The organism is uncultured Gemella sp., assembly GCF_963529685.1.
Lineage (GTDB): Bacteria > Bacillota > Bacilli > Staphylococcales > Gemellaceae > Gemella.
The window spans coordinates 27983-44024 of sequence record NZ_CAUSAI010000007.1 but is presented as its reverse complement, the minus strand read 5'-3'; the positions used below and the strand labels follow the sequence as shown (position 1 = coordinate 44024).

Sequence of the window (16042 nt, the reverse complement as noted above, 5' to 3'; positions counted from 1 at the left end):
GAATGTAGTTGGGTTTACGCCCTGTGAGACTAGAACGTTGCCAGGCAACAGTGAGGACCTTCCTTTTGGAAGGTTCTTTTTTATATAATAAATTTCATATATTTTGATTTTCTTATCAAAATAGAGTATTATTATATAGTAATATCTTTTTGGAGGTTTGGGAATGTTTTATTTAGAAGATGAAAAAACATTAGTACTTACTAATGAAAATAAAAAAGACATATTAAATGCATTAAAATTAGTTAATTATATATCAGATGATAAGAATATTAAAGTTGCGTATATTAAAATTTTGGCTAAGGTATTAGATTTTAATAAGGCTATAGAAAATTATTATCATTCACAAAAACCGGGTTATAATGAAGTTTATCAAGAAAGAATTGATAATTTAGATAATAGCCAAGATGAATTTAAACGCATTAAAGCCAATTTAAAAGCATTGTTTGATGATAATAATTATGAAGAAAATAAAGAGATTGAATTTAATTCTATACTTTCAAGAATTGAGAGTAGAACAGCTATTCTTTTTGAAGGGGAAGAAGAGTATAATTTTAATAATTATTTAATTACTTTAATTAACGATAAGAAGTTAGAGGAATTTATTTGGCTTAATACTCTGTATAATATCTATAAAGAAGGTAAAAGTTTAAATTCAATAGTTCAAGATTATAAAAATTTAAGTGATATTGAATATTCTGATCTTTATAAAATTTATTTATTTGTTACAGATTATAATATTAATAAGTTATTATTAAAAAATGAATCTAAAATTATAAATAATGAATATCTAGAAGATTTTGAATCGTTTTTCAATTATATGTATGATTTGATTGATGATCTTAGAACGTTTGTTGCAAAAAATGATAAAAAAAATATCTTAAGTTTTACTACAAAAATTGAAAGTTATACAAATATAAGTACACCTTCTAAATCAGAGTTTCTGGAGTGTGTTTATAAGGTGTTTAATTTCTTGAGAGCTTTATATGAGAATGATAATGCTAAGTTATTATTAGATAATATTTATCCAATTTTAGTGAAATCATTTTTTGCCCCGTTAAGAAATGATGATAAAATTAAATATGATTATAATCAAGAATTTATTTATGCATTGGAATATACTCAAATTATTATAGAAGTAATGGATGATAAACATGAATAAGCTTTTTTCTATAAAAGATTTTTATTGTGTGTATAATGATTATGATATTTCGAAGCGTTTAAAAGAAATTAATCTCTTATATTTGCCACTTTTAGGAAAAGATGCTATCAGTTTGTATTTTTTTCTTGGGAACAAGATGTTAAGTGATAAGAATCTTTCTAGAAATTATTTACATTATGATATACTTGATAATTTAGCACTTACTGAAAAAAAATTTATTATTGCTAGAAAAAAATTAGAAGCGCTTGGATTATTACAAAGTTTTTATATTGACAGCGATAATGTTGGGCAGTTGGTTTATAAAATTAAAGAAGCTTTGAGTTTCAACGATTTCTTTAACACACCTGTTTTAGCTCAGTTATTAGAAAATACTCTGGGTAGTACTGAGTATAAAGAATTATTGAATTATTATTCTTTTGATAAAGTTAGTTTTAGAAGTTTTGAAGAGATAACAGCGAAATTTTCAGAAGTGTTTAGGGTTGAGAATTTAAGTGATTATAGCTTTGATTATCTTTCTGAAAAAAGTGATTCTGGGCCAAATTTTGATGAATTTTACTTTGATTTTGATAAACTTAATTTTTATTTAGCAAATAGTTACTTGTCAGATGCTATATCAGATGAAAGTGTAAAAAGTAAAATAGTCGGATTAGCTCATATTTATAAGATGAATCCACAGGATATGGCTAAAGCTATAGAAAAATCTGCTGAAGTTGCTAATGGAGGAAACAAAATTAATCTTAAGACTCTAAGTGATTTTGTTGTTCAATTAAGTGTTAATGTTAGAAAACAAGAAATTCCAACATTAGATCGTATGATTAATAAAAAGTTTTATAATGAAGATAATGGCGAATTATCTGAGGAAGATAAATTTATTAAAGAAGTAGATAACACTGATTTTATAACATATCTCAATAAGCAAAAAGGAATAGTAGTTTCTAGTATAGATGCAAAAAATATCGCTGAATTACAAGAAAAGTATAATTTTCCAAGTGGAGTCTTGAATATATTATTAGAATATTCTATAAATCAGACTGGCAAGGATTTGATTCCGCATATAAATTATATAGATAAGATTGCTAGTACTTGGAGTGGGCAAAAACTTTTAGGGGCAAGGGATGCTATAGATTATGTAAGAAATAATCGTAATTATAAAAAAAATAATAACGAAAAGACAACTAAACAGAAAAGTAATTACTCAACTGGTAAGAAAGCTAGTTATGCTCCATTTCCGGATTATTTACAAAATAGAAAGAATAATTATAGTGGAAATAAGAAAACAGAAGATAGAATTGTAACAAAAGAAGATGAAGATGCATATAATAAGATGATGCAAGAATTAAATAATAAGAGGGATGTGTAGTGAGAAAAATATCAAACATAGTATCAAGTAATACGATTGATTCGTATAAGAAGTTTATGTCTGAAAAAGTTCTTAGTGATGTAGAAATCATAAAATTTATTCGAGAAAATAATTTTACTAAAACTGATGTAGAAAATAATCTAGAAAAATTTTATCAATTTTATATATCTAAGGATACTCTGTTAAACATTGAACATAGACCAAAGTTAGTTTGCGAAAATAAAGAAGTTAATATTGTATATATAGAAACTGAGGAGTACAGAAATAAAGTAGAAAGTTTAAAAACTTCTAATAGAGTAAAAACAGAATTTATTCCTAGTAGAGTTTTAACCTATACTTTTGAAAATCTTTCTAGGAATAGAGAGAAAGGTATATTAGCTACTGAAATAATAAAAGTCTGTAAAAATATTCTTAGTAAACAAACAACAAGAGGTGTATATGTGTACGGACCAACGGGAACTGGAAAGACCTATTTAATGGGATGTATTTACAATTACTTTAAGCAAAATGGAAAGGAACCTGCAATTTTATATTATCCAGAATTTATTAGAAAGATCAAATCTAAAATTAGTAATAATAGTTATGATTTGTATATTGATTTGATAAGAAATGAGGAAATATTAATCATTGATGATATAGGAGCAGAAAATATTACTGAATTTATTCGTGACGAAGTTTTGGGGCCTATAATTAATCATAGAGAAGCAGAAAAATTACCGACTTTCTTCTCATCAAACTTGAGTATAGATGATTTATCAGAATTATTGTCTAATGGGAGAACTACAATTGATAAAACAAAGGCTTTAAGAATTGTAGAAAGAATACATTCTCTTAGTGTTTCACACTTTTTAGATGGAGAAAATGAAAGAGAATATTATAATTAAAAGCAAATAAGCACTTATAAAATTTTAAGTTTTATAAGTGCTTATTTATTTTTTTGGTAAAATATTCAAAAAAATTTATTTTTTTTTAGAAAATAGTGGAAAAAAGTGGGGAAATGTGGTAAATTATAAAGGTAAGGTGGTGAGAAGTAGTGTTTATTGGTCAATACAATAATAAAATGGATGCCAAAGGAAGGCTTAGTATTCCGATAAAGTTCAGAGATGAACTAGGTGAAAAATTTATTATTACAAGAGGACTAGACTCTTGTTTATTTGGCTATTCACTACAAGAGTGGCAAAAGGTGGAAAGTAAGATAAAGTCACTGCCTATCACTAAAAAAAATGCTCGTACTTTCCAACGTTTCTTCTTTTCTGGAGCCACTGAAGTTGAAATAGATAAACAAGGAAGAATTAATATTCCTAATGCTCTTATAGAACATGCATTTTTGGACAAAGAATGTGTTGTAAATGGTTTATCTAATAGGATTGAGATTTGGGATAAAAACCGCTGGGAAGATTTACTTGTCGAAAGTGAAGCTAGCGTAGAAGAAATAGCTGAAGAATTAGAAGATTTTGATTTTTAGGATGGATGAAAATGTTTAAACATTATAGTGTATTGTTAAATGAAGCTGTAGAAGGCTTAGATATAAAAGAAGATGGTATATATGTAGATTGTACTCTTGGTGGAGCAGGACATAGTTTAGAAATTTTAAAACGTTTAAAAAATGGAAAACTATATGCTTTCGATCAAGACAATGTAGCATTAGAAAATGCCAAAGAAAAATTAGCTGAATACAGCGATAAAGTTGTCTTTATTAAATCGAATTTCGTTAATTTGAAAGAAAAATTAGGAGAATATGGTGTAAATGAAGTTGATGGGGTACTATATGACTTAGGAGTATCATCTCCACAATTAGACACACCTGAAAGAGGTTTTAGTTATAATTATGATACAAGATTAGATATGCGTATGGACACTGATGCAAAAATTAGTGCTTATGAAGTTGTTAATAAATATAGTTATCATGATTTAGTTAAAATATTTTATCGCTATGGGGAAGAGAACTTTTCTAAACAAATTGCGAGAAATATTGAAAAGAAACGTGAAATTAAACCTATTGAAACTACTTTTGAATTAGTTGAAATTATTAAAGAATCTATCCCGGCTGCAAAAAGAAGAACTGGAGGACATCCTGCAAAAAGAGTATTTCAGGCAATTCGTATTGCAGTAAACAATGAATTATCAGTCTTTGAAGATTCTTTGGAACAAGCTATTGAAATCGTTGGAATTGGAGGGAGAATATCTGTTATTACGTTCCATTCATTAGAAGATAGAATATGTAAACAAATATTTAACTCGTATGCTAAATCAAAAGATATACCGAAAAACCTTCCTATTATGCCGGGGGAAAGTTTATCTAAATTAAAAATAATTACGAGAAAACCTATATATCCAAGTGATATTGAATTAGAAGAAAATAATAGATCTAGAAGTGCAAAATTGAGAGTTGCACAAGTTCAGACAAAATAGAGGGGGGAAGGTAATGGCGACACTAAAGGTATATAGTCGAGAATATGGAGTAAGAAAAGTACAAGAAAAAGTAAAATTTAATTTATTAGAGAAAACAGCGTATGGAATTTTTGTAGGAGTTATTTTACTTGCTAACGTAGTTATGTTAAACTATAAAGGAGAGATTTATTCACTGCGAAGCGCTCAACAAAAAAATGATATTGTGATATCAGAGAAACAAAAAAATAACAATGAACAAAAGGTAATGATAAACAATCTATCATCTTACGAAAGAGTTAAAAAAATAGCTGAGACAGTGGGAATGAAAACTCAAAAAGATAGTATAAAGGTAGTGAGATAATTGATAAAACTTTTTAAGAAAATAATAACCTTAAAGTTTTTAGAAGATAAAAAAAGTTTAGAAAGAAAAGATTATATCTCTAGGGAAAGAACAAAAATTGTATTTTTTCTAATTTTTGTTTTTTTCTTTGTATGGATATTAATCTTAAATATCGGACAAATGATGCTAATTGGGACAGTAAGGGGACATAATCTTTCTGAATTGGCAGATAAAAAATATAAAATAGATAGTAGTTTACAGCCTAATCGTGGTAAAATTTACGATAGAAATGGTAATATCCTAGCGGATAATATTGAGTCTTACAAGATTGTAGCAGTAGTATCTGATAAAGCAACAGAGGATGAGACAAATCCACGACACGTAGTAGATATTGATAAAACAGCAGATGAATTGTCTAAGTTTATTAAATTAGATAAAGATAAGATAAAAAATATACTTGGCAAACAAGGTGTATATCAAGTTGAATTTGGAACTGCCGGTAAAGATATTAGTGTTGAAGATAAGAAAAAAATAGAAGAATTAAAACTTCCTGGAATCGAATTTATTGCAACAACTAAAAGATATTATCCAAATGGAAGTATGCTTGGAAACTTCTTAGGATTTGCACAAAATTCACCGGATAGTGATTTAATTACAGGACGTTTAGGTGTAGAGAAGACTTTTGATTATTATCTAAGAGGAAAAGAAGGACATATAACTTATGCTAAAGATGCATGGGGGAAAGTTGTTTCTAATATTCCTAAAGTTGAAATAAAACCAGTTGACGGTGCCGATATATATTTAACTATTGATAAAAATATTCAAGGATTTATTGATAATACATTGAAAGATATACAAGATAAGTATGAACCAGAAAGTGCTTTTGCAATAGCGGTTAGTCCTAAAACAGGGGAAATATTGGGATTAGGGCAAACTCCGGCGTTTAATCCAAATACTCAAGAAAATTTGGCAAATGCATGGTCTAATATTTTTTATAACTCAGCTTATGAGCCAGGTTCAACACTAAAAACATTTACAATGTCGATAATGGTAGAAAATAATATATATAAACCAGATAGTTACTTTAGATCTGGTTCATATCGAGTGGAAGACGCTACAATTTCTGACTGGAATAAGATTGGTTGGGGAACAATTACTCAACGTCATGGTTTCCAACAATCTTCAAATACTTTAATGTTAACATTATTGCGTGAATTAGGGTCAGAAAAATTAAAAACTGGATTAGAGAGTTTCGGTTTTGGTAAAAGTACAAATTCATTGTATGGCAATGAATCGACAGGGGATTTAGTATTTAATAACAAAGTGTCTGCATCTACAACAGTTTTTGGTCAAGGTAGTACAGTAACAGCAATACAAATGATTCAAGCGGAAACAGCAATATTAAATGATGGGCAGATGTTAGCACCGTATTTTTTACAAAGAGTTCATGATAAAACGATTGATAAGGATGTTAATATAGGTCAAAGAACAGTAGTAGGAAATCCTATATCAAAGGGTACAGCGGATATAATGAAAGAAGAACTATATGGTGTTGTAAATGGAACATGGGCTCAAGGTGGTAAGAGATATGCTGTAGAAAATTATAGTGTTTCTGGAAAAACTGGTACTGCCCAGGTGGTTGATCCTAAAACCAGAACATATTATAAGAGTCCATATAAAGTAATGCGCTCATTTATAGGATATGCACCTAGTGAAGACCCACAAGTAATATTATATGTGGGTATGAAGTTACCTTCAAAAGACCTTGGAGCAAGCTATGCAAATGGTGCTTCAGAAATCTTTAAACCTATAATGGAAAATACACTTAATTATTTAAATGTTAAAAAGTCAAATGATGATAATACTATTCAAAGTTATCAAATGGAGAATCTTGTAGGAGAAAATGTAGAGTCGACAATTGTTAATTTACAACAAAAAACTAAAAATATAATAACAATTGGAAGTGGAACTAACGTAATTGGCCAATATCCTTCAGCTGGGAATATAATAAAACAAGGTGAGAGAGTATTTTTATTAGTCTCTGATGAAAATATTATTACACCAAACTTTACAGGATGGTCGAAAGTAGACGTACTTAACTACGCTAAATTATCTGGATTAGATATTGAAACCGAAGGGAATGGATTTGCTAAACAACAATCTATTCCGGCACAAAGATTTGTGAAAAAAGGGGAAAAGATAAAAATAAAATTTGGTTAGGAGAACGAAATGAGTAATTCAGATACAATATTTGCTATATCGTTATTAATGGTAGCATTTTTTCTAACAGTGTTAATGTTACCAAGATTAATAAAATATTTACATGAATTAAAATTTGGACAAGCAATTAGAGAAGAAGGACCACAGAGCCATATGCATAAAAAAGGAACACCTACAATGGGTGGCATATCTTTTATTATTTCAATTGTTATCTCACTTGTAATAGCGATGTTCTTAGATAGTGAAAATATGAAGTATTACTTTTTATTCATTTATACAACTATTTCATTTTCAATAATAGGCTATATAGATGATATGCTAATTGTTGTTAAGAAAAAAAATGATGGTTTAGCACCAAGAAAAAAATTAATGTTACAAATACTGTTTTCTGTAATATTTTATGTTTTAGTAACTTTTATTTATAAAGATATAAATTATATACATATCCCAGTATTTGATTACAAGCTAAATATTTCATATTTATATTTAATATTTGTAGTATTTTGGCAAACTGGTTTTTCTAATGCTGTTAATTTAACTGACGGATTAGATGGATTAGCAACAAGTGTTACAATAATCACAACTAGCACATTTGCTCTATTAGCATATAAGGAAAATAATTTTCCTGTATTAGTATTTTGTTTAACAATAGTTGGAGCACTAATAGGATTCTTATTATTCAATAGGAATCCAGCCAAAATATTTATGGGGGATACTGGTTCATTAGCACTAGGAGGAATCTTAGCTGCAATTTCAGTAATCTTACATAAAGAAATAGTATTTTTATTTATTGGTTTAGTATATATATTAGAAACTTTATCAGTAATTATTCAAGTGGCGTATTTTAAGAAAACAGGAAAAAGAATTTTTAAAATGTCACCATTACATCATCACTTTGAGTTATCAGGGTATGGTGAAGTGAAAACTGTGTATATTTTTGTTACTATAGCTGTAATTTCTTCGGTTATAGGGTATTTTATAGGGGTAATGTAAAATGATAAATTTAGATGATAAAAAAATATTAGTATTAGGATTTGCACGAAGTGGTTATTCAACAGCTAAAATCCTTAAAAAATTAGGATATGATGTTATTTTAAATGCATTTGATGATTTAAGTAATGATGCCAAATCGGCAGAATTAAAAGATTTAGGTGTGGAAATTGTTGATGGAGGACATCCGTTAGAATTACTTGAAGGTATAGACCTTATTGTAAAAAATCCGGGGATTAAATATGAAATTGAATTTTTACAAAGGGCAATCGAAAAAAATATCGATATTATAACAGAAATTGAGTTAGCAAATACGTTGTTTAATATAGACATGGTAGCAATAACTGGAACAAATGGTAAAACTACAACTACTCAGATGACTTTTGATATATTAAAAGCAGCAAAAAAAGATGTCTTTTTAGCTGGTAATATCGGATATCCATCGATAGAGGTAGCCTATAACCATCCGGACTCTTTAATAGTTACAGAAGTTTCATCATTTCAATTGCAAGGAACAAAATATTTCAAACCGACAATAGCGGCAATAACGAATCTTGGAGTAGGACACCTTGATTATCACGGAAATATAGAAAACTATAGAGATGCGAAACGAAATATTTATAAAAATCAAACAAAAGAAGATTCTTTGATTTTAAATATTAAAGAAAAAGAAAAATATGATTTAAATAAAATAAATTCAGAAGTAATTTTTTACGATACTACTGAAAATAAAGTAGCAGACGTTTTTGTGAGAGATAATATGGTAATATACAAAAATGTCGAATTGTTTGATATAACAAAAATGTCACTACCAGGAATGCATAATGTAGAAAATGCAATAAACGCAGCGTTAATATCATATTTAAAAGGAGCAAGTCCAGAGGTAATTCGTGAAGTTCTTTATAATTTTAGTGGAGTAAAACACAGATTACAATATGTAGGCGAACATAACGGAGTAAAATTTTATAACGATTCTAAAGCAACTAACCCAGTAGCAACAACTACAGCACTATCAGGATTTGAAAATAATATAATTTTAGTTTGTGGTGGGAAAGACAGGGGAATTGATTTTAAAGAACTAGTTTCGTTCTTTCCAAGAATTAAGGCGATGGTCGTTGTAGGAGAAAGTAAGGAGATATTGTATAATCTAGCCATCTCTTATGAAATAAAATGTTATAAAGCTATAAAAGTAGAAGACGCAACTATTTTAGCTAATAAGATTGCTGAAAGTGGGGATACAGTCCTATTATCTCCAGCGTGTGCGTCATGGGACCAATATAAGTGTTTTGAAGATCGTGGAGATGAATTTATAGCAACTTTCGAAAAGATTAGTCAAGAGGATTAGAAACTATGAACAAGAAGAATAAAAAGTTACTGTCTAAAATGAACAATGAAAAAAGAAGAAGTTCATTAGAAAAAATCAAAAGAAAAAAAAGAAGAGAATTTATATTTATAGTAACTTTATTTTTAATTGTAATAGCAACAATTTCTTTGTTATTTAGTAGTTATTTAAAACTTAAAAATATTGAGATTGAAGGTAATAAACAAATAGCAAATGAAGAAATCTTGGAAGCGGGAAATATCAACACTAATATCAGAACGTGGTCAATAAAAGATGAAGAAATTCAAAATAATATTAAAGCTAAATTTGAGATATTTAAATCTGTAAAAGTAGAATCTAAACTACCCTCAACGATTAAAATTAAAGTAGAAGAGTATAATTTTATTGCACAAAATAAAAAAGAAGATGGTAGTCTCGAAATAATTATGGAAAATGGAAAATCATATTCAGGAAAAGTTAGAAATAATTATAATTTACCGATATTAGAAAAATTTAATGATGATAGTACTAGATTAGAGGAAGTTTATAAAAATTTAAATAAACTAAAAGAAGAAGTACGTTTACAGATATCTGAAATAATAAATGATCAAGGTGATAATGTAATTATTTATATGAAAGATGGTCAGAAAGTAAAAGCTTTAAGAGCTAGTTTTTCAGAAAAGCTGAATTACTACGAAGAAATATCTAAATATATTAAGGACAAAAATAATACGACTTTAAATTTAATAAATGGCGCTTATTTAGAAACGCCGAAATCTGAGAAAAAAAGAACAGATAATATTAAGCTATTGTTAGCGAGACAAGCGTTGAAAGATGAGAATACTTCTAAAAAAGATAAAGAAGAAACATCAGTAGAAGAACAATCAGAGAAAAATAACAAAGCTGAAAATTCTACTACAAATCCTCAAGCAAATACTTTAAATAAAAACAAGAATAATACACAACAATCAACAAAAAATAAAAAAAATGAATAGTAAAAAAACATCCCAAATTTCTTTATTTGGGTGTTTTTTTTACTGAAAAATTACATAATATTAAAAAAGTTATAGTTTGTATTACAAATTGAAAATATTTTAATAAAATTTAATTTTTTTTGAAGTTTTGCATATTTTTTTTTCTAATTTTATGTTATAATTTAGTATGTGTAAATAAAATATGTGTGTATTTACAATTTTATTATAATAACAAAGATTTAAAAGGAAGGAGTGTTTGACTTGAGTTCACAATTGTATACTTCAATAGATCTGGGATCATCTAGTATAAAAGTGATTATAGCAGATGTAGTATATGAAAAATTGAATATATTGGGTGTTGGAGTTGTTAAGACTACATCTATTAAACGAGGAAATATTATTGATGTAGAATCTGCATCTAGAGATATTCAAAAAGCAATAGATATTGCTAAGAGTGAAGCTAATAAAGACATAAGATCATTATATGTAGCAGTTCCAAGTATACACACTCACATTAAAAAAAGTGTAGCGGAAATTAAATTTGATACAAAACACGATATTGATGGTAGAGATATCGAAGAAGTAATTGAAGAAGCAAAAATACTACCATTACCACGAGAAAGAGAAGTGGTTCAAGTAATTCCAGATTACTATCGCCTTGATGATATTGAAAATATTAGAAAGCCTAAAGGTATGACTGTTCATAATGCTTTTGAGGTGACAGGAAATAGAGTGTTAACATCTAAAACTCATCTTCATACAATCTATAAAAGTATAGAAAACTTGAGATTAGATTGTAATGAGACATTTTGTACATCTCATTCATTAGGAGAATTGCTTCTTAATGATGAAGAAAAAGATTACGGCTCAGTAATAATTGATATTGGAGCAGGTCTTACTACGGTGAGTTATTTTGAGGATGGTATACTTCAATTATCTCAATCAATTGAACTAGCAGGAGAAGACATTACAAGAACAATCTCTGATGTATTAAATGTTCCATTGAAACGAGCAGAAGAAATTAAAGTCACGCAGGGACATGCATTTTATGATTTAGCCTCACCTCAAGTAGTCATTGAATTAGATAACTTAGAATCAGATGAAGAACCATATACTCAAAAAGAACTAGCGGATTATATCGAAGAAATTGTAGAAGAAATTATTTTACGATCATTTGATGTGCTTAGAAAAGCTGGTATAAATAGAGTAAAAGGTAATGTTGTTCTAACAGGAGGAACTACATTAATGCCAGGAGTTTTAGAGTTAGCAAAAGATATGCTAAGAAAAATGAACGTCAGAATTGGTTCTCCAAAAATTATCGGTGCTAATTCGCCGGAATTATCTGTTGTAGTGGGAACACTAACAAGTAGTTACAAAATTGAATCGTTATTTGGATATCAAGTAACTGATGAAATACCAACAATTAAAAATACAAATACAACATTCGAAAATGTTTCTGGAGTTGAAGAAATTTCAGTAAATAGTTCGAAAGTTGAAACGCCAGTAATAAATGAAATCCATGCAGATGAGCATGAGGAAGAAGTTTATTACGAAGATGAGAAAAAAGATAAAGAAGAGAAAAACTTCTTTGATAAAATAACTAAAATGTATAATTCGTTTTTCGAATAATAATCAGGAGGAAATAAATAATGTTTGAAGAATTTGATCAATCAGCAGTAATTAAAGTAGTAGGTGTTGGTGGCGGTGGTGGTAACGCCGTTGACCGAATGGTAGAAAGTGGGATTCAAAACGTTGAATTTATCGCGGTGAATACAGACGCTCAAGCGTTAAAACGCTCTAAAGCAGACGTAAGAATTCAAATCGGTGAAAAATTAACTAAAGGTCTTGGAGCTGGAGCTAACCCAGAAGTAGGACGCAAAGCTGCAGAAGAAACTAAAGATAAAATTGAAGAAGCATTAGCAGGAGCGGATATGGTATTCGTTACTTCTGGTATGGGAGGAGGAACTGGTACAGGTGCAGCTCCAATCGTAGCGGGAATTGCTAAAGAATTAGGGGCATTAACAGTAGGTGTTGTTACTCGTCCATTCAACTTTGAAGGTAAAAAACGTCAAGTACAATCTACAGCAGGGATTAACTCTCTTAAAGGTGCAGTAGATACGCTTATCGTTATTCCTAACGACAGATTATTAGACATCGTTGATAAATCTACACCGATGATGCAAGCATTCGTTGAAGCTGATAACGTGTTACGTCAAGGTGTTCAAGGTATCTCTGATTTAATTAACGTATCTGGTACTGTTAACCTTGACTTTGCTGATGTTAAAGCTATTATGGCTGATCAAGGTTCAGCATTAATGGGTATCGGTGTAGCTTCAGGTGAAAACAGAGCAATCGAAGCAGCTAAAAAAGCTATTTCATCTCCATTACTAGAAACTTCAATCGTTGGAGCTAAAGGTGTATTATTAAACATCACTGGAGGACCATCATTAAGTTTATTTGAAGCACAAGCGGCTGCAAGTATCGTTCAAGAAGCTAGTGATGATGAAGTAAATATGATTTTCGGTACTGTATTTAATGAAGAATTAGAAAAAACTGATGAAATCATCGTTACGGTTATCGCTACTGGATTTGAAGAAGATGGAGTTAGTGTAGAAAGAGATATCTTAGCACAACGTCCAGCTCAACCAGAAGCTAGCTCATTCACAAGTGGATATGGTAAAAACGAAGTAGAGCAAGAAATGTACCCACGTCCAAGAAGAAGAACAAGAAGAGAAATTTAATTTAATAAAAAAGAAAATCGAGATTACTCGATTTTCTTTTTTTAATCTATTAAAATGAATTTAATTTCAAAGTTTATTACACTCTTTAGTGTATTATATATGAATGAATTATTTAATGATGAATAGCAGAATTTTAATAGTACATCTTCATCAGCATCTGCATAAAGATAATAGGTGATTTCACATTTTTCAATTTTAGGTTCTTCGCTATACCCTTTAACGCTTAGTAATGTTAAAGGATTTTTTAATACTAAATGAATTTTTCCCTCTAACTCCTCAACTTCAATATTTGATCTTTTACATGAAGAAATTACAGTATGAGCTATGCCACCTAAGATAGAAGCAGCAAAATAGTTTATACTGCTTCTGTAGTCAGAATTTATATCGAAGCTTATATCAGAAGATACTGGAATAAGATCAGTATTTGTATATAATTTAAAATTATGATTTGCCCATATTCCCCTAAAAGAGACGTCATAATTATTTGATTCATATAAATTATTCATATAGGTTCCTCAATGAATTTTTTGCTTCATTTAGACGAGCAAGTTTTTTATCAATAACATTCATAGTACTAACAGGTCTATTGGAAAATGTTGCAAAACCACAATCTGGATTAAGCCAAATTCTCTCTTTTGGTATAAACTTCATAACTTCTTTAACACGAGATATTATTTCTTCTAAAGATTCAATTTCATCTGTTCTTGGATTCATCACACCAAGGCCAAGTATACAATTTTCTCTAATTAAATCGCTACTAAATAATGAAGATATTTCACCAGCTCTTGGAGTAGAAAATTCTAATGTAAGTATATTAGGTAATGTCTCTTCAAATAATGGTAAAAGAGGAGTGTAAGGACCTGTAAGTAAGATGCTCTCATCTCTACTCCAATTACCTCTGCAGACATGAAGAGAAACCAATATACCTTTGTCTTTAGCATAAGAGATTACAGATTTTATTAATTTTGTAGCGAATTTTAATTCCTCTGTTGGATCTTTTTTCTCAGATAAAGCTGCGCACATAAAAGATCTTGTCTTACCTTCAGAAAATACCACTTCGGTTAGTACAGGTTCATCAAATTGAATAACATCTATGCCTATTTTTGCTAATGAATCAATTTCTTCTTTTAATACTTTAATTATGTCTTCTCCTAGAGAATCTTTACTATCGTAATATTGTTTTGATAGAGCAGGTAACCACATAGAACGAGTCATTAAATATGGTCCAGGTAGAGTAGTTTTAATTTTTTTAGTAGTTAATTTTTTTAGTTCAATCATTTCATCAGCTACCAGAGGTTTATTATATTTTACTTTTCCTGTACAAATTGCATTTTTTATACTAATTGCAGGAACGTCTAATATTTCTAGTATTTGTTCAAAACCTTGTTTATCTTCAATATAATCAAACATATCAGCCATACTCATCATAGAAACACCTTCTAAGCGTTCAGCAATAAAAGAAACATAATTATCACGGTTTAATTCACCATTTGTTACAATATCTATATCATTATGTTCTTGAAGATTTACCACATACTTGGTTTCTTCGTCTAATATTTGATGATAAGAGCTTAAATCAAGATTACCTTTATTTAATTTTCGTTTTGCAGTCAATAATTTCTTACTTCGAGGCATACTCCCTAGAAGTGAAGTTAAAAATGATGAATTAGTCATAATTATTCTCCGTGAAATTCACTAAAAAAGTTTAGGTATTCATTAGCTTCAGTAAGTTGTTTGAATCCTGATGTACGGCCAGAAATCCATTCTTTTAATCCTTCCATATCCATCATTTCTTTGTGGTCAGGGTTACTGTAATCCATTTTGTGTAGAACTTCTATGAATTTTTCAAATTTTGAAACTTCTAATTCAGGATGACCTGAGAATATACAGTGATCAAAGAAATCTGTTTTTGATAAAATTTTCACCTGATTTTTATCTAAAGTTCCATCTGCAATCCAAGCGTTATAGTTTAAATCTAGCATCCACGTAGCAGCTACTTCATCATTTTTTAAAGCTATTGCTGAATCAAGTTCTCCACCGACATGGTCACCATGAAGTCCGACACCGATATCGAAACGTTTTTCAGTATAATCTTTACCAAATTCTAAACCAAGTTTGTGAAGATGGTTAATAGGAATTAATCTGGCTTGTGGTGAATCAATTGCACCGAAACCTATTGTTTTATTTCTTAAGTCTTGAATAGAGTTAATGTTGCTATTAGCTTTTACTACTAAATATGAACTACGATCGCGGTCAGTATCACGCATTGAACCGTTTAGTGCAGTTCCATTTGTGCGAATATTAGTATCTAACCATGCTAGAGGTGAGTTCCAAGCAACATCAATTTCATGTGCTAATAAACCGTCTACTTGAGCTTTGTAGTCTTTATAATAAATAGGTTCGATAGGGAAGTTTTCATCTTCAAAGAATTTAGCGATAATTCCCCAAATTACAGTTACTTTTGGATCATAGATAACAGCTCCAACTTTTAATTTTGTCATAATTATATTCCTCTTTTCGTTAATTGATTTGCTAAATAAGGGGTA

15 protein-coding genes are annotated in these 16042 nt (G+C 29.2%); 12 read left to right on the top strand and 3 right to left on the bottom strand.

The features are described from left to right. Nucleotides 1-163: 163 nt before the first annotated feature. From RWS90_RS02255 to ftsZ, 12 genes are all read left to right on the top strand, one after another. Entirely contained in the window at nt 164-1159 is a 996-nt protein-coding gene (locus tag RWS90_RS02255; RefSeq protein ID WP_314548346.1) for a hypothetical protein, read from the top strand. Next, nucleotides 1152-2519: a DnaD domain protein gene (locus tag RWS90_RS02250; RefSeq protein WP_314548344.1), complete on the top strand. Its 1368-nt coding sequence runs from the start codon at nt 1152-1154 to the stop codon at nt 2517-2519. The genes RWS90_RS02255 and RWS90_RS02250 overlap by 8 nt, the downstream gene beginning before the upstream one ends. After that, nucleotides 2519-3403, top strand: a complete 885-nt coding sequence (dnaI, locus tag RWS90_RS02245; protein WP_314548343.1) for a primosomal protein DnaI — start codon at nt 2519-2521, stop codon at nt 3401-3403. Before RWS90_RS02250 ends, dnaI begins: the two co-directional genes overlap by 1 nt. A gap of 149 nt (nt 3404-3552) precedes the next feature. Beyond that, nucleotides 3553-3984 (top strand): division/cell wall cluster transcriptional repressor MraZ, encoded by a 432-nt coding sequence (mraZ, locus tag RWS90_RS02240; RefSeq protein ID WP_048802591.1) that lies wholly within the window; start codon nt 3553-3555, stop codon nt 3982-3984. 11 nt (nt 3985-3995) lie between these two features. Then, on the top strand, nt 3996-4931 hold the full coding sequence (gene rsmH, locus RWS90_RS02235) for a 16S rRNA (cytosine(1402)-N(4))-methyltransferase RsmH (RefSeq protein ID WP_314548342.1): 936 nt from the start codon (nt 3996-3998) through the stop codon (nt 4929-4931). A 13-nt stretch (nt 4932-4944) separates the two neighbouring features. Beyond that, complete coding sequence (locus tag RWS90_RS02230) at nt 4945-5271, top strand: cell division protein FtsL (RefSeq protein ID WP_314548341.1); 327 nt, start codon at nt 4945-4947, stop codon at nt 5269-5271. Beyond that, complete coding sequence (locus tag RWS90_RS02225; protein ID WP_314548339.1) at nt 5272-7470, top strand: penicillin-binding transpeptidase domain-containing protein; 2199 nt, start codon at nt 5272-5274, stop codon at nt 7468-7470. Between the two features lie 9 nt (nt 7471-7479). Beyond that, nucleotides 7480-8463: a phospho-N-acetylmuramoyl-pentapeptide-transferase gene (mraY, locus tag RWS90_RS02220; protein WP_314548338.1), complete on the top strand. Its 984-nt coding sequence runs from the start codon at nt 7480-7482 to the stop codon at nt 8461-8463. A 1-nt stretch (nt 8464) separates the two neighbouring features. Continuing rightward, a complete protein-coding gene (gene murD, locus RWS90_RS02215; protein ID WP_314548337.1) occupies nt 8465-9805 on the top strand; it encodes a UDP-N-acetylmuramoyl-L-alanine--D-glutamate ligase in 1341 nt (446 codons plus the stop codon). Nucleotides 9806-9810: 5 nt separating this feature from the next. Continuing rightward, the gene (locus RWS90_RS02210) at nt 9811-10776 is read left to right on the top strand and encodes an FtsQ-type POTRA domain-containing protein (RefSeq protein WP_314548336.1); all 966 of its coding nucleotides are present in this window, start codon (nt 9811-9813) and stop codon (nt 10774-10776) included. 231 nt (nt 10777-11007) lie between these two features. Continuing rightward, complete coding sequence (gene ftsA, locus RWS90_RS02205; protein ID WP_314548334.1) at nt 11008-12384, top strand: cell division protein FtsA; 1377 nt, start codon at nt 11008-11010, stop codon at nt 12382-12384. 20 nt (nt 12385-12404) lie between these two features. Further along, a complete protein-coding gene (ftsZ, locus tag RWS90_RS02200; protein WP_048802583.1) occupies nt 12405-13496 on the top strand; it encodes a cell division protein FtsZ in 1092 nt (363 codons plus the stop codon). Between the two features lie 41 nt (nt 13497-13537). On the opposite strand, the gene RWS90_RS02195 is transcribed toward ftsZ, so the two are convergent. Genes RWS90_RS02195 through RWS90_RS02185 form a run of 3 tightly spaced genes read right to left on the bottom strand, consistent with a single transcriptional unit; the run spans nt 13538 to nt 15997 of the window. Then, nucleotides 13538-14002, bottom strand: a complete 465-nt coding sequence (locus tag RWS90_RS02195; RefSeq protein WP_281665319.1) for an OsmC family protein — start codon at nt 14000-14002, stop codon at nt 13538-13540. Next, nucleotides 13995-15170, bottom strand: a complete 1176-nt coding sequence (locus RWS90_RS02190) for a cobalamin-independent methionine synthase II family protein (protein WP_314548331.1) — start codon at nt 15168-15170, stop codon at nt 13995-13997. Before RWS90_RS02190 ends, RWS90_RS02195 begins: the two co-directional genes overlap by 8 nt. A gap of 2 nt (nt 15171-15172) precedes the next feature. After that, nucleotides 15173-15997, bottom strand: a complete 825-nt coding sequence (locus RWS90_RS02185) for a PhnD/SsuA/transferrin family substrate-binding protein (RefSeq protein WP_314548330.1) — start codon at nt 15995-15997, stop codon at nt 15173-15175. Nucleotides 15998-16042: the final 45 nt, after the last annotated feature.

Excerpts from the sequence above, each read along its gene's own strand:
- RWS90_RS02255 (WP_314548346.1), top strand. The coding sequence starts at position 164 with ATGTTTTATTTAGAAGATGAAAAAACATTAGTACTTACTAATGAAAAT.
- RWS90_RS02250 (WP_314548344.1), top strand. The coding sequence starts at position 1,152 with ATGAATAAGCTTTTTTCTATAAAAGATTTTTATTGTGTGTATAATGAT.
- rsmH (WP_314548342.1), top strand. The coding sequence starts at position 3,996 with ATGTTTAAACATTATAGTGTATTGTTAAATGAAGCTGTAGAAGGCTTA.
- RWS90_RS02230 (WP_314548341.1), top strand. The coding sequence starts at position 4,945 with ATGGCGACACTAAAGGTATATAGTCGAGAATATGGAGTAAGAAAAGTA.
- mraY (WP_314548338.1), top strand. The coding sequence starts at position 7,480 with ATGAGTAATTCAGATACAATATTTGCTATATCGTTATTAATGGTAGCA.
- murD (WP_314548337.1), top strand. The coding sequence starts at position 8,465 with ATGATAAATTTAGATGATAAAAAAATATTAGTATTAGGATTTGCACGA.
- RWS90_RS02210 (WP_314548336.1), top strand. The coding sequence starts at position 9,811 with ATGAACAAGAAGAATAAAAAGTTACTGTCTAAAATGAACAATGAAAAA.
- ftsZ (WP_048802583.1), top strand. The coding sequence starts at position 12,405 with ATGTTTGAAGAATTTGATCAATCAGCAGTAATTAAAGTAGTAGGTGTT.
- RWS90_RS02195 (WP_281665319.1), bottom strand. The coding sequence starts at position 14,002 with ATGAATAATTTATATGAATCAAATAATTATGACGTCTCTTTTAGGGGA.
- RWS90_RS02190 (WP_314548331.1), bottom strand. The coding sequence starts at position 15,170 with ATGACTAATTCATCATTTTTAACTTCACTTCTAGGGAGTATGCCTCGA.
- RWS90_RS02185 (WP_314548330.1), bottom strand. The coding sequence starts at position 15,997 with ATGACAAAATTAAAAGTTGGAGCTGTTATCTATGATCCAAAAGTAACT.